This is a genomic window from Hankyongella ginsenosidimutans (assembly GCF_005144965.1).
Taxonomy (GTDB): Bacteria; Pseudomonadota; Alphaproteobacteria; order Sphingomonadales; family Sphingomonadaceae; genus Hankyongella; species Hankyongella ginsenosidimutans.
In genome coordinates this window covers 2417485-2439372 of the sequence record NZ_CP039704.1, presented here as the reverse complement: position 1 = coordinate 2439372, position 21888 = coordinate 2417485, and the positions used below count along the sequence as shown (strand labels likewise).

Below are 21888 nucleotides of genomic sequence, written 5' to 3'. Positions count from 1 at the left end.
CCATGGCGACCACGCCGGCACCGGATGCGGCAGGCCCACGCCTCATCTGGCGGCGGGTCGTGGCGGACACCGAGACGCCGGTCTCCGCCTATCTGAAGCTCGCCAAGCCCGGCGTTCCGGGCTGCCTGCTGGAGTCGGTCGAAGGCGGGTCCGTGCGCGGCCGCTATTCGATGCTTGGTCTGGCGCCGGATCTGATCTGGCGCGCGACGGGTGCACGCTCGGAGATCAACCGCCGGGCGCAGCACGATCTTGCAGCCTTCGAGGACGCCGGCCCGACGCTTGCCGCCTTGCGCGCGCTGGTCGCCGAATGCCAGACGCCGGTGCCGGCGGAACTGCCGGGCGCGCTTAGCACGCTGGTCGGCTACTTCGGCTACGAGACCGTCAATCTGGTCGAACGCCTGCCCGCGCCCAAGGCCGACCCTCTGGGCGTGCCGGACATGCTGTTCATGCGCCCAAGCCTGATCCTCGTGTTCGACAGGCTGGCGGACGAACTCACGCTGGTCGCGCCGGTCTATCCCGGTGCTCACACTCTCGAGCCCGCCGAGGTGCGCCTCGACGAAGCCGAGCGCGCCCTCAACAGCGCCCTGCCCAAGGCTGCGCGCACGCCGGTGGCCGCAAAGGCCACGCTGACGCCGGCCGTCGCACCGCAGGACTATTCAGCCTGGGTCGACCGCGCGAAGGACTACATTGCCGCCGGCGACATCTTCCAGGTCGTGCTGGCCCAGCGTTTCACGCAGCCGTTCACGCTGCCGCCCTTCGACCTTTACCGGGCGCTGCGGCGGATCAACCCCTCGCCCTTCCTGTACTACCTCGACCTGCCCGGCTTTCAGCTCGTCGGGTCGTCGCCGGAAATCCTGGTGCGCGCACGCGACGGCGATGTCACCATCCGCCCGATCGCCGGCACCCGCCCGCGCGGCACGACGGAGGCGGCAGACGATGCCCTGCGCGCCGAGCTGCTGGCCGATCCGAAGGAGCGCGCCGAGCATCTGATGCTGCTCGACCTGGGGCGCAACGATATCGGGCGGGTCGCGGTACCGGGCTCGATCGCCGTCACCGAGAGCTTCACCGTCGAGCGCTACAGCCATGTCATGCACATCGTCTCGAATGTGCGCGGCCGGCTCGACCCAAGGCATGACGCCATCGACGCGCTGCTGGCCGGGTTTCCGGCCGGCACCGTGTCCGGCGCGCCGAAGGTGCGGGCGATGGAGATCATCCACGAGCTGGAGCCGGAAAAGCGCGGGCCTTATGCAGGCGGGGTCGGCTACTTCGCGCCGGACGGCGGGATGGACAGCTGCATCGTGCTGCGCACCGCCATCGTCAAGGATGGCATGATGCACGTGAAGGCGGGCGCGGGGATCGTCGCCGACAGCCTGCCGGAGGCCGAACAGCGCGAATGCGAGGCGAAATCCGGCGCCTTGTTCGCCGCAGCGGCGGAAGCGCTGCGCATTGCAGGCGGCAACAGGTCCGGGCAGTAATCAGGCGCGCTGAGCGACCGCGCGAACGGAGGTCAACGCGAAGCCTCGGGCGTCCAGTCGCGGCAGCCAGGCTGCAAGCGCCGCCAAGGTTACCTCGTGCGGGTGGCCAATGGCAACCGCCAGGCCGCGCCGACGCGCGATCGCCTCGACCTGTGCGAGTTGCAGCGCCAGATAGTCGGCGTTGCGGTGATTGTCGAGAAACACATCGCGCTCCGCGAACGGCACCGCCAGCTCGGACGCGAGGGTGCGCCCCGCCGTGTGCACGGTGGTGCGCGATCGAGAAACAGCAGGTTTGCAGCGCGCACCGTCTCTATAACCGGGCGCAGGGCCGCGCTGTCCTCGGTGAATTGGCTGCCCATGTGATTGTTGATGCCGACATAGCCGCTGAACTGGGCGAGGTTCCATTGCAGGAGCCGCTGCCGTTCCTCCGGCGTCTGATCCAGCAACAGCGCCTGCGGCCCCGGGTTTGCCCCGTAGGAGGGCTGCATCGGCACATGCACCAGCAACTCGTGCCCGCGCGCGCTGGCCGCCTGCGCCAGATCGGCGACGCCCTGCGCATAGGGCAGCATCGCCAGCGTCACCGGCGCCGGCAGCGCGATCGCCTGGCGCGCGCGCGCGATGCTCGGGCCGACATCGTCGATGACCACGACGATGCGCGGGGCCCGCATAACGCTGGATGGGTGGACGCTGCGCCTTGTGCGCCGCTGCAACCCTGGCATGGCCGGGCATCTTCGGTGCTTGGACTGCGACTTCCACCAGTCCGTCATCCGCATCGGCGAGTTCGCGCCCGCGCACCGCCAGGAGCCGCACGCTGCGGCGGATGGCCGGTGTATCAAGCGCCACGGACGCGGGCCGGTCGCGCTGCACCGGGGCCAGCATCAGGCCGGCAGCAGCCGAGGCCACGCCCCGGTCAGGGCCGCTGTCACCGCACGCCGGGACCAAATGGCGCTCGTTTCATCCGACATGGGGCTTGCGCTCCCCTTCAAGAACCGCTTTGTGTCGCCAGTTAGACGAAACGGGCGCATCGTCGAAAGCCTTTTCGCCACGGGCGTTACAGGACGGTAACCATGATCCTGGTCATCGATAACTTCGATTCGTTTACATATAATCTCGTTCACTATCTGGCAGAGCTTGGCGGCCAGCCGGATGTCCGTCGCAACGACACCGTGAGTGCGCAGGAAGCGCTGGCGCTGAAGCCGGACGCCATCGTGCTCTCGCCCGGGCCCTGCACCCCGAACGAAGCCGGCGTGTGCCTGCCGCTGATCGCGGCGGCGGCAGACGCTGGAACGCCGCTGCTTGGCGTCTGCCTCGGCCACCAGTCCATCGGTCAGGCTTTCGGCGGCAAGGTCGTGCGCGCGCCGACCCTGATGCACGGCAAGGTCTCGAACATCGTGCACGACGGCAGCGGCGTGTTCGCCGGACTGCCCTCGCCCTACCGCGCGACCCGCTATCACTCGCTCACGGTCGAGCCGGAAACGCTGCCGGCGTGCCTTGTCGTCAACGCCTGGACCGAGGACGGCGTGATCATGGGGTTCCACCACAAGACGCTGCCGATCCACGGCGTGCAGTTCCACCCGGAGAGCATCGCCACCGAGCATGGCCACGCGCTGCTGGCGAATTTCCTGCGACTTGCCGGCCTCGGCGACGGGCAGATGGCGGCATGACGGCAGGTGGCGCGCTCGCGCGGATCGCCAGCGGCGAGACCCTTCCTTCCGACGCGATGGCAACCCTGTTCGCACAGGTGTTCAACGGCGACGCGGCACCGGAATTCGTCGCCGGTCTGCTGATGGCGCTGAAGACGCGCGGCGAGACGGTGGAAGACCTCGTGGCGCCGTTGAGGCGCTTCAGGCGCATAGCCTGGCGGTCCGTGCCCCGGACAACGCCATCGATACCTGCGGCACCGGCGGCGATGGCCTGAACAGCCGTAATGTCTCGACTGCCGCCGCCATCGTCGTTGCCGCATGCGGCGTGGCGGTCGCCAAGCATGGCAACCGCTCGGCGACCTCGCGCTCCAGCTCCGCCGGCGTCCTGGAGGCGCTCGGCGTACAGGTCGACCTGCCGCCATCGGCCGTGGAGACCTGCCTCCAGCGCCTCGGGATCGGCTTCATGCTCGCCAACCGCTACCATGCCGCAATGGCGCAGGTGGCACCGGTGCGCCGGGCGCTGGGCGTGCCGACCCTGTTCAATCTTATCGGTCCGCTCGCCAATCCGGGCCGGGTGCGGCACCAGATCGTCGGGGTCTACGATCCGCGCTGGCTGGACCCCATGGCGCACGCGCTCCGGCGGCTGGGCGTTACACGGGCGTGGGTCGTCCACGGCGCGGGCGGCATGGATGAACTTTCGCCGGCCGGGGCATCGCAGATCGTCATGCTTGCCGGTGAGACCTTCGTCCGTGAGACGGTCCACCCCGAGGCCATTGGCTTGCACGTCCATCCCGTCTCGGCGCTGGCCGGCGGCGACGCGGCGGACAACGCGCAAGCGCTGCGCCGTCTGCTCGCCGGCGAACCCGGCGCCTACCGCGAGACAGTGCTGCTGAACGCGGCGGCGGCGCTGCAGGTCGCAGGCAAAGCAGCAGACTGGCGTGAGGGCATCGGGCAGGCAGCGAGCGCCATCGACAGCGGCGCGGCCGCCCGCCTGCTTGACGCCTGGGCTGCGCTGTCGCAGGACCTCAGAGCATGAGCGACGTTCTGGACAGGATTACCGCGCAGACACGGGAGACGGTGGCAGAGGCGCGCCGCGCCGTTCCTCTTCCCAACTCGAGCAAAAACGGCAACCCAAGGGCCATGCAGAGGTTTTGCTCGTGCGCTGTCCGACAAGGCTGCGCAAGGGTACGCCCTGATCGCCGAGATCAAGAAGGCCAGCCCGAGCCATGGGCTGATCCGCGCCGACTTCGACCCGCCAGCCTTGGCGCGCGCCTATGCCGAGGGCGGCGCTGCATGCCTGTCCGTGTTGACCGATGCGCCGTTTTTCCAGGGTTCGCTTGCGTATATGGCGGCGGCGCGGGCGGCGGTTGCATTGCCGGTCCTGCGCAAGGACTTCATGGTCGACCCCTACCAGGTGGTGGAGGCGCGCGCCTGGGGCGCTGACTGCATCCTGCTGATCATGGCTGCCCTCTCGGATACGCAGGCTGCAGAACTGGAAGCGGCGGCGGACGGATATGGCATGGACGTGCTGATCGAGGTTCACGATGCCGAGGAGTTGGCGCGCGCACTGAAGCTCAAGTCCAGCCTCATCGGCATAAACAACCGCAATCTCAAAACCTTGGGTGTCGATCTTGCCACGACGCCGGACCTGGCGGGCCGGCTGCCAGCGGGCCGGGTGGCAGTGGGCGAGAGCGGCTTTCAGACCCAAGCTGATCTCGCGCAGGCGGCAAGGCATGGCGTGCGCCGCTTTCTGGTCGGGGAGGCACTGATGCGGCAGCGCGACGTCGCCGCGGCAACCCGGGCACTGCTGGCATGAGCGCGCTGACACATCTGGATGCCAAGGGTGCCGCACACATGGTCGACGTCTCGGCGAAGACGGACACCGTGCGCGAGGCCGTGGCGTCCGGGCGCATCGGCATGAGCACCGCCGCGCGCGCAGCACTCGTGGACGCCAACGCCCGCAAGGGCGATGCACTTGCGGTTGCGCGTGTCGCCGGCATCATGGCTGCCAAACGCACTGCAGAACTCATTCCGCTCTGCCACCCGCTGGCGCTTGCCAAGGTCAGCGTCGACATAACGGTGACGCCGGAGGCGCCGAGGTCACCGCGACCGTTCGCACCACGGGCAAGACAGGCGTGGAAATGGAAGCGCTGACAGCCGTTTCCACGGCTTTGCTCACGCTCTATGACATGGTCAAAGCCGTGGACCGCGGCATGGTGATTTCCGACATCCGCCTGCTGTCGAAATCGGGCGGCGCATCCGGCGACTGGCGCGCCTGATGGCGGCCCTGCTGTCCGTCGCGCAGGCGCAGGCGCAGCTTCTGGCGATGGCCTCGCCTCTCGCGCATGAGGTCTGTCCAGTCGAACAGGCGGGCGGGCGCATTCTGGCCGAAGCCGTGATCGCCGCACGCAGCAATCCGCCAGTCGATGTCTCGGCGATGGATGGTTTTGCAATCCGCTTTGCGGATCTGGCGGCAGGCGCGCATTGGCGCATCGTCGGCGAGGCCGCCGCCGGCCAACCCTGCCCTGTGCCGGTGACGCCGGGAACGGCGGTGCGGATTTTCACCGGCGCGCCGGTGCCGGCAGAGGCGGACACGATCCTGGTCCAGGAAGATGCGAGCTGGCAGGATGAAACCCTGCTGCTGACCGGCAATGGGCCGCCCGAACGCGGCGCACACATCCGCAAAGCCGGACAAGACTTCCAGACGGGCGGTGCTCTCGTGCCGAAGGGCCTGCTGCTGACCCCCGTGCGCCTGGCACTGGCAGCCATGGGCGGGAGCGGCCATGTGGTGGTGTCCCGGCGTCCGCGCGTTGCAATCTTCGCGACCGGCAACGAACTGGTGCCGCCAGGTGCGACGCCCGGACCCACCCAGATCGTCAGCGTCAACAGCCTCATGATCGGGCAGATCGTCCGGGCCTGCGGCGCGGACGTCCAGGATCTCGGTATCGCCGCCGACACGCCGGAGGCGCTTGACGCCATGCTGGCGCGTGCAGCAGGCGCGGACGTCATCGTCTCCAGCGGGGTGCCTCGGTTGGCGACCACGACCTGGTGCAGCCGGCGCTGACGCGGGCCGGCGCAGAGATCGGCTTCTGGCGCATCGCCATGCGCCCTGGAAAGCCGCTAATGGCGGCCCGGCTCGGGAGCGCAATCGCCCTGGGTCTGCCCGGCAACCCCGTCTCCGCTTTTGTCACGGCGCAGCTGTTCCTGCTGCCGCTGCTGCGCCCTGCAGGGTGCAGAAGCACCCTTACCCGTGCTGGGCGTCGCCTTCACCACGGTTGCCTTGCCCGAGAATGGCACCCGCGCCGATTATCAGCGCGCCTACCTTGAAGACATGCCGCAAGGCCCCAGCGTCACCCGCTCACTATGCAGGACAGTGCCCATCTCAGCGGGCTTGCGCGCGCAAATGCCTTGATTGTGCGCCCGGCACTCGCGCCCAAGGTACGCGCCGGCCAATGGGTCGACGTCCTGCGACTGCCCTACGATCACCAGATGTAGGTGTTGACGCCACACCGGAACCTATATAGAACGTTCTTTATTCGTTCGTTCCAGTGAGGCCATCATGCTCACACGCAAGCAACAGGAACTCCTGCTGTTCATTCATCAACGCCTGCGCGAGGACGGCGTCTCGCCGTCGTTCGAGGAGATGAAAGAGGCGCTCAATCTGAAATCGAAATCCGGTGTGCACCGATTGATCGGCGCACTGGAGGAGCGGGAATTCATCCGTAGACTGCCGAACCGTGCGCGGGCGCTCGAGGTACTTCGGTTGCCGGATGCATCCGCGGTCGCCAGCCGGCCGACCCTGATCCACGAGCGCGAGCTGGAAAGCAACGTCGTCCATGGCGATTTTCGCCGGCGTACGGCCGTGCCACCTGCCACGACGGTCGAAGTGCCGCTGCATGGCCGGATCGCCGCCGGCATTCCGGTCGAAGCGATCGAGACCCAGCAAACGCTCAGCGTGCCGCCATCGATGATCGGCCGGGGCGAGCATTTCGCGCTTGAGGTCTACGGCGACTCCATGATCGAGGCCGGCATCCTGGATGGCGATTATGCCATCATCCGCCGCGGCGACACCGCCAACGACGGGGAAATCATCGTCGCCCTGGTCGAGGATCAGGACGCGACGCTCAAGCGCATGCGCCGCAAGGATGGCATGATCCTGCTCGAGCCGGCGAACCGCGCCTACCCGACCATGAGCTACTCGCCGCGTCAGGTGCGGGTTCAGGGCCGCCTGGTCGGGCTGATGCGCCGCTATTGAGGCGGCCGCAAAGCCGCGTGCGGCGTGATCATGCGTCGCCAGGGGTACTCGCTGGGTTTTACGGCCGCCTCGATGCGTAACCCGCGAGCGCCGGCATCCAGAAACAGAATGCCGCCTTTTCCTTGCAGGGCAGGCAGGTCCAGACGCTGGAGCCGCGGCCGGCACCAGCGCGGCAGCCGGCGGGCGGCGACGACCCAGTCGGCATCGGCGCACAGCGGCTGCAGGTGGCTGCGTGACAGAAACGCTCGTACATGCAGCAAGACCCAGCCGCGCCCGGCGGCCCGCCCCGGCAGGGTGATGCGGCACCATTCCGCCGAGCAATCCCGGCTGGCGTCCCCAGCCAGACGATGCGGCGCGCAGCCAGATCCTCAGCCCACAGGGTGCTGGCGTAACGGCCGCTGCGGACGGACGAGACCATGAGATCGCCATCCGCGCGCCATACCCCGACGACCCTGCCCTCGCCGTCGACGAAGCCAACGGGCCGGCGCGCCATCGCCATCGCGCTCAAGGCGATGACGACCATAACGGCGGCAAGGATGCGCACGCGACTGCGCCACAGGATGGCCCAGAACAGCGCAAACACCAGAAGTGTGGCGGCGCCGAGCGGCGGTGTGGGCAAATGAATGACCGCGCCGGGAAGCTGCGACACCCAGTCCGCCAGTCGCAGCAGCGCCAGAATGGCGGCCTCGCACAGCCGCCAGAACGGCATCGCCAGACCAAGCGGCTCAAGGAGCAGCGCGACCCCAAGCGTAGGCATGATGACCATGCCCGTGAACGGGATCGCGAACAGGTTTGCAGCGACACCGTACAGGCTGGTCTGGTTGAAATGGCGGATGACGATCGGCGCAAGCATCGCCTCTACCGCCAGGCCGGTCAGGATCAGGAGGCCCGCCGCGCGCAGCAGGTGCTGCAGCGTTCCATCCTCCGGGCGGCGGGACAGCCAACGCTGGGCGATCCGGGACTGCGATGCCGCCACCAGCGCTGTGACCGCGGCGAACGAGAGCTGGAAGCTCGGGTTGACGACCGCCTCCGGCCGCAGAACGAGGATGAGGGTTGCCGCCGCCGCGATCACCCGCAGGAAATCGCCTGCCGTCCGGCCAGCGTTCCCAGCAGCACGACCAGGGTCGCAAGACAGGCGCGCACAGTCGGCCAGCTCGCGCCGCTGAGCAAGGTATAGGCAAGCGCTGCAATTGCCGAGGCCAGGATGGCAATCGCCTTGACCGGCCAGTGCAGCCCAACCCACGGGTTGAGCAACAGTGTTTTGCGCACCGTCAGAAACGCCAGACCGGCGACCACCGCGATGTGTAGGCCCGAGATCGACAGCAGGTGGGTCAGACCGCTGTTTCGCATGGCAGTTTCGACCCAGGCGGGAATCGGTGCCCGCTCGCCGGTGACCAGCGCCGCCGCGACGGCGCCGGCGCACCCGGGATCCGATCGCGGATCCGCACGCCAAGCCTTTGCCGCAGCTCCTCGAGGAGCTGCCACAAGGACGTGCGGGCCAAAGGCGGTTGCAGCACGGCGATTGGGCCCATGGCGATGCCGGTCGCGCCGACGCCTTCGAACCAGGCGCGACGCGCGGCGTCATAACCATCCGGGGTCAACGGCAGGCGCGGCGGTTGCAGCCAGGCGCGCACGCGGACGGCCTGCCCCGGCCGCAGCGCGATGCCCTCGCCGCGCGCCGTTATGCGCACCAGGCGCAGATGCAGCAGGCCGGTGCCTGCGCGGATGCGAACGTCGCCCAAGACAAAGCGACTGCCGCCCTGCGCGCGCGGCTCGAAGGACCGAACCCGGCCCTCGACGGTTGCATTGACGATCTGCTGCCGCAGAGTCGGTGTGTTCACGCTCTCGGCACGCATCCAGGCCGAGCCCAGCCCCAGCGCGACCAGCAAAGCGCCACGGACAGCCCACGCCAACCGGCCGGCAAAGAGCGAGGGCGCCAGCCGACGCGCCGACGCACAGCAACAGCGCCGCCATCCATTGCATGCGCCAGGGCATGGCGAAGTAGGCGAGCGCTCCTGCCCCGATGAGCACCGGAATCCACAGCGGCGCACGCGTACGCTCGCGGACCAGCGCATCAAGGAGCGCCTGTCGCCAGATTTGTACCCGCCGATGGGCTGTGATAGACCCCGCCAACATTTATCCGCTCGCCGATCCGGCGACCTTCCCGCAGGAAACGAATGTCCGCAAGCCCAGTCATCGTCACCCGATTTGCCCCTTCTCCTACAGGTTTTCTGCATATCGGCGGCGCGCGCACGGCCCTGTTCAACTACCTGCTGGCGCGCCGGCATGGCGGGCGCTTCCTGCTGCGCATCGAGGATACGGATAAGGAGCGTTCGACCAACGAGGCGATCGAGGCCATTCTCGACGGCATGCGCTGGCTTGGCCTCGACTGGGATGGCGAAGCGGTCATGCAGTCGGCCAGAGCAGCGCGGCACGCAGAGGTCGCCCAGCAGCTGCTGGCCGCCGGCAAGGCCTATCATTGCTACGCGACGGCGGAGGAACTCGAGGCGATGCGCGAGGCCGCGCGGATCAATTACCTGCCGATGAAATACAATGGGCTGTGGCGTGACCGGGACCCCGCCGAAGCGCCGCCGGGCGTCAAGCCGACCGTGCGCATCCGCGCCCGCCAGGACGGCGAGACTGTCGTCGACGACCTCGTGCAGGGGCGCGTCGTCGTCCAGAACAGCGAACTGGACGACTTTGTGCTCCTGCGATCGGATGGAACCCCGACCTATATGCTGGCGGTCGTGGTCGACGACCATGACATGGGCGTCACCCACGTGATCCGCGGCGACGACCATCTGAACAACGCCTTCCGGCAGCTTCAGATCATCGAGGCGATGGGCTGGCCGCGCCCGGAGTACGGACATATTCCGCTCATCCATGGCGCGGATGGCGCAAAACTGTCCAAGCGCCACGGCGCGCTTGGCGTATCGGCCTATCGCGACATGGGCTTTCTACCGGAAGCCCTGGAGAACTACCTGCTGCGGCTGGATGGAGCCATGGCGACGATGAGATCATCTCCCGCGCGCAGGCGACCGCCTGGTTCAACACGGAGTCGATCGGCCGCAATCCCGCACGGTTCGACATGGCCAAGCTCAGCAGCGTCAATGCGCATTATCTGAAGGCATCGACGGATGAGCGCCTGCTGGCGCTTGCCCTGCCGCTGATCGCCGAGCGCCTGGACGGCGCCATGGCGGCAGACGGGCAGAACCGCGTGCTGCGCCTAATCCCCGCGCTGAAGAGCCGTGCCAAGACCATTGTCGAACTGGCCGAGAGCGCCCTTTTGCGGCTAGATTACGCCCGATTGCGCTCGACGAAAGCGCCCGCACGGCCCTGCAGGGCGAGGCTGCCCCAGGCTTGCCGCCGCCATGCACCGGCTGTCTGCGCTCAAAGATTGGAGTCATGAAGCGTTGGAGGCGGAACTGAAGGCCATTGCTGCCGATTTACAGGTCGGGTTCGGCAAAATCGGGCCGTTGCTGCGCGCCGCGCTCACCGGTTCGACGGCGGCACCGGGTGTCGCCGATATTCTTGTTGCCCTGCAAAGCGATGAAAGCCTCGCAAGACTGCAGGATGCGTTGGCAATATGCGGCGATGCAGCTAATGTGCAGACGGACGCATAAGCATCTATCATCCGGTATTCACGGACTAAACGGGAGGAAAACATGACGGACCAGCCAGCATCCCTCGATATTAATGGGACCAGCCATTCCTTCCCGGTCATGCACGGCACCGTAGGCCCGGATGTCGTCGATATCCGCAAGCTCTATGCGGATACAGGCATGTTCACCTACGATCCGGGCTTTACCTCCACGGCGTCGTGCAAATCCAAGATCACGTTCATCGACGGCGACGAGGGCATTCTGCTCCATCGCGGATACCCAATCGACCAACTGGCCGAGCACTCGACCTTCATGGAGGTTGCCTATCTGCTCCTGCGCGGCGAGCTGCCGACCAAGGAGCAATATGAGCAGTTCACCTACACGGTGACGCGGCACACCATGGTGCATGAGCAACTGGCCATGTTCTATCGCGGGTTCCGCCGCGACGCCCACCCGATGGCGGTGATGTGCGGCGTCATGGGTGCGCTCTCGGCCTTCTATCACGACTCGACCGACATCAACGATCCGCACCAGCGCATGGTCGCCAGCTTCCGCATGATCGCCAAGATTCCGACGATCGCGGCGATGGCGTATAAATACACCATTGGCCAGCCGTTCGTGTATCCGGACAACAGCCTGTCCTACACTGGCAATTTCCTGCGCATGATGTTCAGCGTGCCCGCCGAACCCTATGTGGTGGACCCCGTGATCGAGCGCGCACTGGACCGCATTTTCATCCTGCACGCCGACCACGAGCAGAATGCCTCGACCTCGACGGTGCGCCTGGCATCTTCCTCGGGTGCCAATCCGTTCGCCTGCATCGCGGCCGGCATCGCCTGCCTGTGGGGTCCGGCGCATGGCGGTGCGAACGAAGCCGCGCTGAAGATGCTGCACGAGATCGGCACTGTCGAGCGCATTCCCGAATACATCGCCCGCGCCAAGGACAAGAACGATCCGTTCCGCCTTATGGGTTTCGGGCACCGCGTCTACAAGAACTACGATCCGCGCGCCAAGGTCATGCAGAAGACGGCACATGAAGTGCTCGCTCATCTGGGCATCAAGGACCCGATCTTCGATGTCGCCCATGAACTGGAGCGGATTGCGCTGCACGACGATTATTTCGTCGAGAAGAAGCTGTACCCGAACGTCGATTTCTATTCAGGCATCATTCTCAGCGCCATCGGCTTCCCGACCAGCATGTTCACGGTGCTGTTCGCGCTTGCCCGTACCGTCGGCTGGATCGCGCAGTGGGACGAGATGCTGCAGGACCCCGACCAGAAGATCGGCCGCCCGCGCCAGCTCTACATCGGCGCGCCGTACCGCGATTATACGTCGATCGACCAGCGCCGCTGACCGCGGGCAACACCCGGCACGCCGATCAACGGCTGGCGAGCTCCGGAACCTGGGGTAAGGCTGACATGTCTTGCTCTAGCAGGTTGCTGAAAAATGGTTTCCCGCACTCCAAAACCACAGCCGTCACCCCGGCGAAAGCCGGGGTCTATGGCTAACACCTTATATTCGTTGTGTATGAGGGCACCCATGGATTCCGGCCTTCGCCGGAATGACGAAATGGACTGTATTATTCCGCTTTTCAACAGCCTGCTAGGTTTCCTGAGGCGTGCATCATGATCGGACAGCCCATTACATCGCAGACAAAGAGCGTTTCGCTGGCACTGATGCTTGGCGTGCTGATGGCACTTGCGCCACTGGAAGAGGCTGCAGCGCAACCGCAGACGGTGAGCGCGCGCTGCGCCGCGACGGTCCAGGGTAAAACCGGTGCCGCCTGGTTCCGCCAGGGCCTGCCGCAGGGCCAGCTTCTTCTTGACGATGGCCGCTATCTCGCTGGCGACTCCGCCGCCGCCCGCTATCTGAAAGCCGTGGTCGACGGCTGCAAGCGCACCATCAGCCCGGCCTGGGATCTGGCGTCCGACATCCCCGGCAGCGACTTGGTGGTCGTCGTCAAGCCGCAGGATGACACGCCGGCCGACGCCGCGATCAACGCGGCGCTGCGCGACCCACAGAATGCCGGAAAATGGATCTACGTTCCGGCGGGCCAGTATACCCTCATGAATTCTCTGGAATTCCGCAACGGCGACAAGCTCATCGCCGATCAGGCCGCCATCTTTCACCGCGGCTTCGCCTCCAGCGCCTGGGATCGCGCGCTGATCCAGGGCCTGGTGCCGCGCGCGCCGAACGGCAACCCGCGCCCGCTCTGCATGGATGAAGAAGCCCCTGCGTCATCGCCGAGACCGATGGCAGCAAGCCGCGCGATTACCCGGAACAGACGGCACCTTACAAGACCGCCCTGCCCCTGAGCCCTGAAGAGAGCGCCAGCACCGTCGAGATCATCGGCGGCACCTGGCGCAACGTCACGCGCGATGGCATGCGCATGCCGGGGCGCATCGCCCAGTGGATCGGCAACGACTGGTCCCTGACCGGCCTCATGGTCGCGAGCTGGGGTGCTGAAAAACGCCCGGCCTTCGGTATCGTCATCATTGGCAACCGGGCCGCGATCCGGCACATCGTCATGCGTGATCCCTTTATTCCAAAGGGGTAGACGGCATCCACATTCTGGGCGGCACCGGAACGGAAGTCGCCTACGCCGATATCATGAGCGGCGACGACTCGCTGGCAGCACTGACCAACTGCCGCGACGGCGCGGGCCGCCGATGCGCCTATTCCGAACTGAACATCACCGATGCCTATTTCCATGATGCGCGGGTCGCCTCCGCCCACGCGCGGGCGATCGCGCTGGGTATTGGCAGACAGCCTGTGACCGGCCCCAACAAGAAAAGCGACTTTCCCAGCCGCGCCTATGTTGCGCGGATGCGCTACGAGAATATCGACGGTTACAGTTTCGGCTGGACCGACCAGACGGATTTCGCCGGTACGGTGACAGACCTGAGCGCGCGGGATCGCCCAAACAAAAGCGGCACGTGCTGGATATTACCTTGCGCAATGTGTCGCTGGCGGCTGTGCCGACGGACAGCAAACTCGCGGACCTGTTTCCGCTGAACCTGCCGCTGCGCTGTGGGCTGATGGTCAATGCCTCCGGCACCGGCGACTTTCCGGTCAGGCTGGATGACCGGTCGCGGCTGCTCGGGAGAATGCCGAACATCAACGACAATACCGCCTTCTGCGGCCAGCCGGATGTTCTGGAGCAGGTGAGAATAGAACCAGGCCTATGAGCCGTGGTGGGCGGTGACGGGCTCGAACCGCCGACCCTCTCGGTGTAAACGAGATGCTCTACCAACTGAGCTAACCGCCCGGGAGGATTGCGCATAGTCCCGTTGCCGCGCCCACGCAAGCCTGTAGACAGTCGCGGCGACTTGTAGCAAGCCGGGCACCATCATGTCCGCCGCCCCTGGTCTGCCCGCATCCTTACCCTGTATCCGGAGATGTTTCCCGGCCACCTAGCGCATGCTCTGGCCGGTCAGGCGCTGAAATCCGGCATATGGACGCTAAAAACGCTGGACATTCGTGCGTTCGCGCAAGATAAGCACCGATCCGTCGACGATACCCCGCGGGCGGCGGCCCAGGCATGGTCCTGCGCGCCGACGTGCTCGGTCGGGCGATCGATGCGGCGCTGGCCGAGGAGCCGGCGACCCCGCTGATCGCGCTGACCCCAGAGGGCGTCCGATCACCCAGACACGGGTGCGCGAACTGGCGGCTGGACCAGGGGCGACCCTGCTGTGCGGCCGGTTCGAGGGATTTGACGAACGCGTGCTGGAGGCGCGGCCGATCGAGCAGGTCTCGGTCGGCGACGTTGTTCTCTCCGGCGGCGAACCGGCGGCGCTGCTGCTGCTGGACGCCTGCATCCGGCTGCTGGCCGGAGTGATGGGTGCCAGCGACAGCCACGCCGAGGAAAGTTTCGAGGGCTTCCTGCTGGAATACCCTCACTACACCCGCCCACGCACGTGGGAGGGCGTGATATCCCCGAGGTGCTGCTCGGGGAACCACGCGCGGATCGCCGCCTGGCGCAAGCAGGAGGCGGAATCGCGAACCCGGCTATGGCGGCCGGATCTCTGGGCGACCTTCCAGTCCACCCGGAGCCCGTCGCCCTCTGGCGCGCAGCACCAACCGGCCCCGGCGCCTGGACGGCGGGGACCATGACGAGGAGCCAGGGACATGAACATCCTTCAGCAGATCGAACAGGAAGAAATCGCCAAGCAGCTTGAAAAGCGCACCATCCCGGACTTCCGCGCCGGCGACACGCTGCGTGTCGGCGTGAAGGTCAAGGAAGGCGACAAGACCCGCACCCAGTTCTACGAGGGCGTCTGCATCGCCCGCTCGAACAAGGGCATCGGCTCGAACTTCACGGTGCGCAAGATTTCCTTTGGCGAAGGCGTCGAGCGCGTCTTCCCGCTGTACAGCCCGACCCTTGAGTCGATCGACGTGATCCGTCGCGGCGTCGTGCGTCGCGCCAAGCTTTACTATCTGCGCGACCGTCGCGGAAAGTCCGCCCGCATTGTCGAGATGCGCACCAATCGCGACGACAAGGACGCGTAACAATCCGCCTGCAGACTACCACGGCCTGATCGGTTGAGGCGAAAATGCCTCAACCGCAACTGGTCAGGCCCAAAGCAAGTCGAGGTGGTGCAAGGGCCTTCCCTCGGGCTGGCTCATGACGCGAAAGGCGGTGTTGCATGTCCAAGGCCGTTGTCTGTCTCTGGTACAACCACGACGCCGAGGATGCTGCGCGCTTTTACGCCAGTGTGTTTCCAGGCAGCGCCGTCACCGCCGTGCATCGCGCACCCGATGACTACCCCGGCGGCAAAGCGGGCCAAGTGCTGACGGTTGAATTCACCGTCTGCGGTATCCCCTGCCTCGGCCTCAATGGCGGCGACACGTTCCCGCATTCGGAAGCCTTCTCAATCCAGATCGCGACCGACGACCAGGCCGAGACCGATCGCTACTGGGACGCGATCGTGAACAATGGCGGCACGGCCAGCGCCTGCGGCTGGTGCAAGGACCGCTGGGGCCTGTCCTGGCAAATCACCCCGCGCGTGTTGACAGACGCGATCGCCACTGGCGGCACCGTGGCGCAACGCGCTTTCGCGGCGATGATGACCATGGGCAAGATCGACGTCGCCCGGATCGAGGCCGCCGTGCGCGGCGAGGATTGAGAGCGCCGACAGGGCCTTATTGCCCCGGCCGCAGGTTCGCGCCATAACGGCTGCATGAGCACACCACGCACATTGTATCAGAAAATCTGGGACGACCATGTGATCGAGCGGCGCCCGGACGGCGCCGCCTCGTCTGGATCGACCGCCACCTGATCCATGAAGTCACCACGCCGCAGGCGTTCGAGGGCTGCGCCAGGCAGGCCGCCGGGTGCGTCGCCCGGATCTGACGCTGGCCGTGCCCGACCATAACGTACCGACGACGGCGCGCTTGGCGAACGGCCAGGTGCTGCCGATCGCGGACCCGGAGTCCGCGCTGCAGGTGGCGACGCTGAAGGCCAACTGCGCTGAATTCGGCATCGAACATATCGAGATGACGGCGGCCGAGCAGGGCATCGTCCACGTGATCGGCCCGGAACAGGGCTTCACCCTCCCCGGCGTCACCATGGTCTGCGGCGACAGCCACACCGCGACCCATGGCGCGTTCGGCGCGCTGGCGTTCGGCATCGGCACCTCCGAGATCGAGCATGTGTTCGCGACCCAGACTCTGCTGCTCTCGCCCTCGAAAACGCTGGAAATCCGGGTCGATGGCAGCCTTGGTTTCTCGGTCACGCCCAAGGACGTGGCACTGGCGATCATCGGCCGCATCGGTGCTGCCGGCGGCACCGGTTCCGTGATCGAATATACCGGCGACGTGTTCCACGCGATGAGCATGGAAGGGCGTATGACGGTCTGTAACATGTCGATCGAGGCGGGCGCCCGTGCCGGCCTGGTCGCCCCTGACGAGACCACCTTCGCCTACGTCGAGGGACGGCCGCGCGCGCCAAGGATGCGATCTGGGCGCAGGCGCTTGCCTATTGGCGCACGCTGCCCAGCGATCCGGGCGCTGCCTACGACAAGATGGTAGTCATCAACGCGGCGGACATTGCGCCGCTGGTCACCTGGGGCACCTCGCCGGAAGACGTCGTGCCGATCACCGGCGCGGTGCCGGACCCGTCAAGCTTCTCGGATCCAGCCAAACGTGCAAGCGCGGAAAAAGCCCTCGCCTATATGGGGCTGACGCCGGGTACGGCGATGACCGACATTCCGGTCGAACATGTGTTCATCGGCTCGTGCACCAACAGCCGGATCGAGGACCTGCGCGCGGCTGCCGCGGTCGCCAGGGGCCGCAAGGTTGCAGACGGCATCCGCCAGGCGCTGGTCGTCCCCGGGTCCGGCCTGGTGCGCCGCCAGGCGGAAGCCGAGGGCTCGACCGCATCTTCCGCGAGGCCGGTTTCGACTGGCGTGAACCCGGCTGCTCCATGTGCCTGGGCATGAACCCGGACAAGGTGCCGGCTGGCGAACGCTGCGCCTCCACCTCCAACCGCAATTTCGTCGGCCGCCAGGGTCCGGGGTCGCGCACCCACCTGCTGTCGCCGGCGATGGCAGCGGCAGCAGCGGTGACCGGCCGCCTGACCGACGTGCGCCAACTGATCGGCTGAGCCCATGACCCCGTTCTCGACCCTGACCGCAACCGCCATCCCGTTCGGGCAGATCAACGTCGACACGGACGTGATCATCCCCGCCCGGTTCCTGAAAAGCATCAGCCGCGCTGGCATGGGTGCCGGTGCCTTCTATGTGCTGCGCTACACCGCCGATGGCGCACCCAACCCGGACTCGGTGTTCAACCAGCCACAGTACCAGGGCGCGCAAATCCTGATCGCCGGCGACAACTTCGGCTGCGGCTCCAGCCGGGAGCACGCGGCCTGGGCGCTCGGCGACATGGGCATAAAATGCGTGATCGCCCCGAGCTTTTCCGACATCTTCTCCGGCAACGCCTTCAAGAACGGCATTCTGACAGTGGCGTTGCCGCAGGAGGCCATTGACCGGCTGATGGTTGTGGCAGCGGAGAGCGAGATCACGGTCGACCTTGAGACCCAGACGGTGACGACACCCTATCAGGACCGCTTTGAATTCCCGATCGACCCGTTCCGCAAGCACTGCCTTCTGAACGGGCTCGACGAGATCGGCCTCACCCTGCAGTCCGAAGCCGCCATCGCCGCGTTCGAGACCAAACGCGCCGCTGCCCAACCCTGGCTCGCCTGATCATGCAGACGCCGCTGGACGAGATACAGGCCCGGCGGCGCAGGCTGGCGGAGAAGCATGCCCATGCGATCCGCGCTTCGCTGCGTCTTGGCGAGCGGGCGGCAGACATCGTGGCGGCGACTGTCGGTTCCTGGCGCTTCGTGCTGATCCAGAGCGCGCTGCTGCTCGGCTGGCTGGCCTACAACAGCCTGGGCGGCCGGCCGTTCGATCCCTTCCCGTTCATCCTGCTGAACCTGATGCTCTCGTTCCAGGCGGCCTATACTGCACCGATCATCATGATGAGCCAGAACAGGGCCGGCGAGCTGGACCGCCGGCGCAGCATCGCCGACTTCGAAATAAACCAGAAAGCGGAAGAAGAGATAGAATTGCTGCACGCCAAGATCGATGCCCTGAAGGAGCAGGAGCTGGCGTCGCTCGCAGCGGCGGTCGACCGGCTGTCGCGCCTGCTCGAACAGGAGCGCAAGGCATGAGTCTGCCGGTCTGGCATCCGCGCAGCGTTCGCGGCAGCGCCTTCTGGTGGATGCTGGGACTGAGCGCGCCGATGGCGATGATCGTCCTCGGCCTGCCGACCTGGGCCTGGGCGCCGGTGCTCGGCCTCATGCTTGCCGGACGCTGGTTCCAGCGCTGCCCGAAGTGCAAGGACACCGCCTACGCCGGGCCTGGCAGTCTGTTACGGCTCTGGCCCGCCCATACCTGCCGTATGTGCGGCTACGACTACACGCAGCGCGAAGAGCGCCACTGACGCATTTGCTTGGCGCGCCCAAACGGCTATCAGCACCCCGAATAACCTGAAGAGGCGCACCATGACCCCTACCCTCCTGCTGCTGCCCGGCGACGGCATCGGCCCTGAAGTCCTCGCCGAGGCCGTCCGCGTGCTGGATACCCTGCGCGAGCGGACCGGCTTCGCGCTCTCAACCGAGACCGACCTGCTGGGCGGTGCGGCCATTGATGTGCACGGCGTGCCGCTCGCCGACTCGACGCTGGACAAAGCCCGCGAGGCCGACGCGGTGCTGATGGGCGCGGTCGGCGGACCGAAGTGGGATACGATCGAACGCGCGATCCGGCCCGAGCGCGGATTGCTCAAGCTGCGCAAGGCGCTCGGCCTGTTCGCCAACCTGCGCCCGGCGCTCTGCTTTCCAGCACTTGCCGAGGCGTCCTCGCTCAAGCGGCATCTGGTCGAGGGCTGGACCTGATGATCGTGCGCGAGCTGACCGGCGGCGTCTACTTCGGCGAGCCGCGCGGCATCGAGACCCTGGCGAACGGCGAGCGGCGCGGCGTCAACACGCAGGTCTACACCACGCATGAAATCCACCGCATCGCCCGGGTGGCGTTCGAACTCGCCCGGGAACGCAAGGCGGCGGGGCTGCCGGGGTCAGTGACCTCGGTCGAGAAAGCCAACGTCATGGAATCAGGCCAATTGTGGCGCGAAGAGGTACAGGCGCTCCACGACGCCGACTATGCCGACGTACCGCTCACGCACATGTACGCCGACAACTGCGCCATGCAACTGCTGAAAAGCCCAAACAATTCGACGTGATCGTCACCGACAACCTCTTCGGCGACATCCTGTCCGATGAGGCCGGCATGCTCACCGGCTCGCTCGGCATGCTGCCCTCGGCCTCGCTCGGGGCGCGCGACACGGCGACCGGCAGACAGCCCGCGCTCTACGAGCCGATCCACGGGTCCGCGCCGGACATTGCCGGCAAGGGCGTCGCCAACCCGTGCGCGACCATTCTCTCGCTGGCCATGGCGCTGCGCCTGAGCTTCGGGCGCGCAGACCTCGCCACCGCCCTCGAACGGGCGGTGACGCAGACGCTTGCCGACGGGGTACGCACCGGCGACATCATGGCGGAAGGCTGCACGCAGGTCGGCACCCACGCCATGGGCGACGCCATTATCGCCCGTCTCAGCGTGTAGGTCCCGCCATGCACCGCCGCGCCTTCCTCTCATCCTGCGCCGCCCTGCTGGCCACCGCCTGCGCCACCGCGCCGGCCAGCCGGATTCAGCGGCGCTGGTGCGCCGCCTGCTGACGCTCTCGACCGAAAACGCCTTCAAGCGCATTGTCGGCATTGACGGCGTGACCGGCGAGTTCGCCGCCGAACTGAAGCTCGGCCAGCTTCTGACCAGCGTTGTGGGGCAGGCTTCATCCGACACCGTGCTCAGCATGCTGCGGTCAATCGGCCTGTTCAAGGCGGCGCAGAGCATGTTGAGCCAGGCGGCCGCCTTCACGACCCGGCAACTCGCCCCGTTTGTGCGCAAGCGCATCGACCAGATCGACATCCAGGACGCCGCCGCCCTGCTGCGTGACGGCGATGACAGCGCGACCCGTTACCTCGAGCGGTCGATCAATCAGGACCTTGCGCAGCAGATAAAGCCGCTGGTGATCGACTTCGTGCGCAAGGCACAGCAGACCGAAGACATCAGCCAGTTCACCGCGTTCCTCGGCGAGCGCCTGTCCACCACCTTTGCCACCATCATCGCGGAAAAGATGACCGGCGCGCTGGGCGGCGCGCTGTTCAACGCCATCGCGCGCGAGGAAAAGGCGCTGCGGGCCAACCCGGCGCGCATCCTCGATACGGCGCTGGCCAAAGCTCTGGCGCGCCGATGAGCCTGAAGCGTCAACTGGCCGCCGAAGCGCTCGGCACCGGGCTGCTGATCGCAGGCGTGGTTGGCTCCGGTATCATGGCGGAGTCCCTGAGTGGCGGCAACATCGGGCTGGCGCTGCTTGCCAACACGGTGGCGACCGGCGCGTTGCTGGTCGTGCTGATCTCCATGTTCGGGCCGATCTCGGGGCACACTTCAACCCGGCGGTCAGTCTGGTGATGCTGGTGCGCGGGGCCCTGCCCTGGCGTCACCTGCCGCTGTTCATCGGCGCGCAGATCGCCGGCGGCGCACTTGGCACGCTGCTGACCCATGCCATGTTCGATCTGCCGTTGCTGCAGATCGCGGTGAAGGCGCGCTCCGGGTCCGGCCAGTGGCTGAGCGAAGGGGTTGCGACCTTCGGGCTGGTGCTGACCATCCTGCGCTGCATGGACCGCCCTGCGATTGTTCCCGCCATGGTCGGACTGTACATCACCGCCGCCTACTGGTTCACCGCCTCGACTTCCTTCGCCAACCCCGCTGTAACCGTTGCGCGGGCATTGACAGACAGCTTTGCCGGCATCCAGCCCGCCCATGTCCCGGCCTTCATCGCCGCCCAGCTGCTGGGCGCGGCGCTGGCAGCGCTGACCGAGCGTTTTGTCTTCGCCCCCAAGACCCCTGCCTGAGGAGACTCGTGTGAATATCCTGTTCCTGTGCGTCGCCAACTCCGCCCGCAGCCAGATGGCCGAAGGCTGGGCACGCGCCCTGCTCGGCCCCAAGGGTCACGGCATCCAGTCCGCCGGGTCGCAGCCGACCCGGGTCAATCCGTTCGCGATCCAGGCCATGGCGGAAGTCGGCATCGACATCAGCGGCCATGCCTCCAAACTGGTCGACGACATCGACCCGGCGAGCGTCGAGACGGTCATCACGCTCTGCGCCGAGGAGGTCTGCCCGGTGTTCCTTGGCAAGGCGACCCGCCTGCACTGGCCAACCGAAGACCCGGCCTCGCCGGAGCCGCACCCGGATGCGGTGATGCTGGCGCGCTTCCGTACCGCGCGCGACGCAATAAAAGCAAAGCTCGACGCCTGGATTACGCAAGAAAACCTATAAACGCTTGCACCCCAT

21 protein-coding genes, 1 tRNA gene and 10 pseudogenes are annotated in these 21888 nt (G+C 66.6%); 28 read left to right on the top strand and 4 right to left on the bottom strand.

The annotated features are described in order from the left end of the window. Positions 1–2: 2 nt before the first annotated feature. Positions 3–1475 carry an anthranilate synthase component I gene (trpE, locus tag E6W36_RS14340; protein WP_222873021.1) on the top strand — a complete coding sequence of 491 codons (1473 nt, stop codon included), beginning with the start codon at positions 3–5 and terminating at the stop codon, positions 1473–1475. On the opposite strand, the pseudogene E6W36_RS14335 reads toward trpE, so the two are convergent. Further along, a pseudogene (locus tag E6W36_RS14335) lies at positions 1476–2143 on the bottom strand (divergent polysaccharide deacetylase family protein). It lies immediately after the preceding gene. Here E6W36_RS14335 and E6W36_RS14330 point away from each other — a divergent pair. The 10 genes and pseudogenes from E6W36_RS14330 to lexA all read left to right on the top strand — a co-directional run bounded on the left by E6W36_RS14330 (position 2127) and on the right by lexA (position 7373). After that, entirely contained in the window at positions 2127–2540 is a 414-nt protein-coding gene (locus E6W36_RS14330; protein ID WP_222873019.1) for a hypothetical protein, read from the top strand. The pseudogene E6W36_RS14335 and the gene E6W36_RS14330 overlap by 17 nt on opposite strands. Positions 2541–2542: 2 nt before the next feature. Then, positions 2543–3139: an anthranilate synthase component II gene (locus E6W36_RS14325; protein WP_222873018.1), complete on the top strand. Its 597-nt coding sequence runs from the start codon at positions 2543–2545 to the stop codon at positions 3137–3139. Continuing rightward, positions 3136–3393 (top strand): hypothetical protein, encoded by a 258-nt coding sequence (locus tag E6W36_RS19505; protein WP_246048354.1) that lies wholly within the window; start codon positions 3136–3138, stop codon positions 3391–3393. Before E6W36_RS14325 ends, E6W36_RS19505 begins: the two co-directional genes overlap by 4 nt. Then, positions 3333–4154, top strand: a complete 822-nt coding sequence (gene trpD, locus E6W36_RS14320; RefSeq protein ID WP_246048353.1) for an anthranilate phosphoribosyltransferase — start codon at positions 3333–3335, stop codon at positions 4152–4154. Before E6W36_RS19505 ends, trpD begins: the two co-directional genes overlap by 61 nt. Continuing rightward, positions 4151–4934, top strand: a pseudogene (gene trpC, locus E6W36_RS14315) (indole-3-glycerol phosphate synthase TrpC). The gene trpD and the pseudogene trpC overlap by 4 nt, the downstream one beginning before the upstream one ends. Next, positions 4931–5397, top strand: a pseudogene (gene moaC / locus E6W36_RS14310) (cyclic pyranopterin monophosphate synthase MoaC). Before trpC ends, moaC begins: the two co-directional pseudogenes overlap by 4 nt. Continuing rightward, positions 5397–6445 (top strand): annotated as a pseudogene (locus E6W36_RS19500) (molybdopterin molybdotransferase MoeA). Before moaC ends, E6W36_RS19500 begins: the two co-directional pseudogenes overlap by 1 nt. Beyond that, positions 6369–6530, top strand: a complete 162-nt coding sequence (locus E6W36_RS19490; RefSeq protein WP_246048422.1) for a hypothetical protein — start codon at positions 6369–6371, stop codon at positions 6528–6530. Before E6W36_RS19500 ends, E6W36_RS19490 begins: the two are co-directional and overlap by 77 nt. After that, a complete protein-coding gene (locus E6W36_RS23665; RefSeq protein ID WP_246047767.1) occupies positions 6482–6613 on the top strand; it encodes a hypothetical protein in 132 nt (43 codons plus the stop codon). Before E6W36_RS19490 ends, E6W36_RS23665 begins: the two co-directional genes overlap by 49 nt. A 64-nt stretch (positions 6614–6677) precedes the next feature. Next, complete coding sequence (lexA, locus tag E6W36_RS14300) at positions 6678–7373, top strand: transcriptional repressor LexA (RefSeq protein WP_222873016.1); 696 nt, start codon at positions 6678–6680, stop codon at positions 7371–7373. Between the two features lie 58 nt (positions 7374–7431). On the opposite strand, the pseudogene E6W36_RS14295 reads toward lexA, so the two are convergent. Both E6W36_RS14295 and E6W36_RS14285 read right to left on the bottom strand, forming a co-directional pair. Next, positions 7432–8723 (bottom strand): annotated as a pseudogene (locus E6W36_RS14295) (ComEC/Rec2 family competence protein). Next, positions 8705–9448, bottom strand: coding sequence for a DUF4131 domain-containing protein (locus E6W36_RS14285; RefSeq protein ID WP_281277350.1), 744 nt, complete (start codon positions 9446–9448; stop codon positions 8705–8707). The pseudogene E6W36_RS14295 and the gene E6W36_RS14285 overlap by 19 nt, the downstream one beginning before the upstream one ends. 102 nt (positions 9449–9550) lie before the next feature. Here E6W36_RS14285 and gltX point away from each other — a divergent pair. The 6 genes and pseudogenes from gltX (at position 9551) to E6W36_RS14255 (ending at position 14163) form a co-directional block, all read left to right on the top strand. Next, a pseudogene (gene gltX / locus E6W36_RS14280) lies at positions 9551–10996 on the top strand (glutamate--tRNA ligase). A gap of 42 nt (positions 10997–11038) precedes the next feature. Next, a complete protein-coding gene (locus E6W36_RS14275) occupies positions 11039–12328 on the top strand; it encodes a citrate synthase (RefSeq protein WP_222873013.1) in 1290 nt (429 codons plus the stop codon). Positions 12329–12600: 272 nt separating this feature from the next. Beyond that, positions 12601–13290 carry a hypothetical protein gene (locus E6W36_RS14270; RefSeq protein ID WP_222873012.1) on the top strand — a complete coding sequence of 230 codons (690 nt, stop codon included), beginning with the start codon at positions 12601–12603 and terminating at the stop codon, positions 13288–13290. Positions 13291–13358: 68 nt separating this feature from the next. Beyond that, on the top strand, positions 13359–13532 hold the full coding sequence (locus tag E6W36_RS14265; RefSeq protein ID WP_222873011.1) for a hypothetical protein: 174 nt from the start codon (positions 13359–13361) through the stop codon (positions 13530–13532). A 53-nt stretch (positions 13533–13585) separates the two neighbouring features. Next, on the top strand, positions 13586–13990 hold the full coding sequence (locus tag E6W36_RS14260) for a hypothetical protein (protein ID WP_222873010.1): 405 nt from the start codon (positions 13586–13588) through the stop codon (positions 13988–13990). Beyond that, entirely contained in the window at positions 13951–14163 is a 213-nt protein-coding gene (locus tag E6W36_RS14255) for a hypothetical protein (RefSeq protein ID WP_222873009.1), read from the top strand. Before E6W36_RS14260 ends, E6W36_RS14255 begins: the two co-directional genes overlap by 40 nt. A gap of 4 nt (positions 14164–14167) precedes the next feature. Here the strand turns inward: E6W36_RS14255 and E6W36_RS14250 are convergent. After that, a tRNA-Val gene (locus E6W36_RS14250) sits at positions 14168–14243 on the bottom strand. Positions 14244–14373: 130 nt separating this feature from the next. Between E6W36_RS14250 and trmD the strand changes: the two are divergent. The 11 genes and pseudogenes from trmD to E6W36_RS14195 all read left to right on the top strand — a co-directional run bounded on the left by trmD (position 14374) and on the right by E6W36_RS14195 (position 21873). Then, positions 14374–15088: pseudogene (trmD, locus tag E6W36_RS14245) on the top strand (tRNA (guanosine(37)-N1)-methyltransferase TrmD). Positions 15089–15103: 15 nt separating this feature from the next. Then, positions 15104–15484, top strand: a complete 381-nt coding sequence (gene rplS, locus E6W36_RS14240) for a 50S ribosomal protein L19 (protein ID WP_222873008.1) — start codon at positions 15104–15106, stop codon at positions 15482–15484. Between the two features lie 137 nt (positions 15485–15621). Then, on the top strand, positions 15622–16101 hold the full coding sequence (locus E6W36_RS14235; RefSeq protein ID WP_222873007.1) for a VOC family protein: 480 nt from the start codon (positions 15622–15624) through the stop codon (positions 16099–16101). A gap of 54 nt (positions 16102–16155) precedes the next feature. After that, positions 16156–17579, top strand: a pseudogene (leuC, locus tag E6W36_RS14230) (3-isopropylmalate dehydratase large subunit). Positions 17580–17583: 4 nt separating this feature from the next. Then, positions 17584–18183, top strand: coding sequence for a 3-isopropylmalate dehydratase small subunit (leuD, locus tag E6W36_RS14225; RefSeq protein WP_222873006.1), 600 nt, complete (start codon positions 17584–17586; stop codon positions 18181–18183). A gap of 2 nt (positions 18184–18185) precedes the next feature. Next, positions 18186–18653: a DUF1003 domain-containing protein gene (locus tag E6W36_RS14220; RefSeq protein ID WP_222873005.1), complete on the top strand. Its 468-nt coding sequence runs from the start codon at positions 18186–18188 to the stop codon at positions 18651–18653. Continuing rightward, entirely contained in the window at positions 18650–18925 is a 276-nt protein-coding gene (locus E6W36_RS14215) for a hypothetical protein (protein WP_222873004.1), read from the top strand. The genes E6W36_RS14220 and E6W36_RS14215 overlap by 4 nt, the downstream gene beginning before the upstream one ends. Before the next feature lie 61 nt (positions 18926–18986). Then, positions 18987–20100, top strand: a pseudogene (gene leuB / locus E6W36_RS14210) (3-isopropylmalate dehydrogenase). A 97-nt stretch (positions 20101–20197) separates the two neighbouring features. Then, positions 20198–20791, top strand: coding sequence for a DUF4197 family protein (locus E6W36_RS14205; protein WP_222873003.1), 594 nt, complete (start codon positions 20198–20200; stop codon positions 20789–20791). Continuing rightward, positions 20788–21449: pseudogene (locus E6W36_RS14200) on the top strand (aquaporin). The gene E6W36_RS14205 and the pseudogene E6W36_RS14200 overlap by 4 nt, the downstream one beginning before the upstream one ends. 10 nt (positions 21450–21459) lie before the next feature. After that, positions 21460–21873 carry an arsenate reductase ArsC gene (locus E6W36_RS14195; RefSeq protein ID WP_222873002.1) on the top strand — a complete coding sequence of 138 codons (414 nt, stop codon included), beginning with the start codon at positions 21460–21462 and terminating at the stop codon, positions 21871–21873. Positions 21874–21888: the final 15 nt, after the last annotated feature.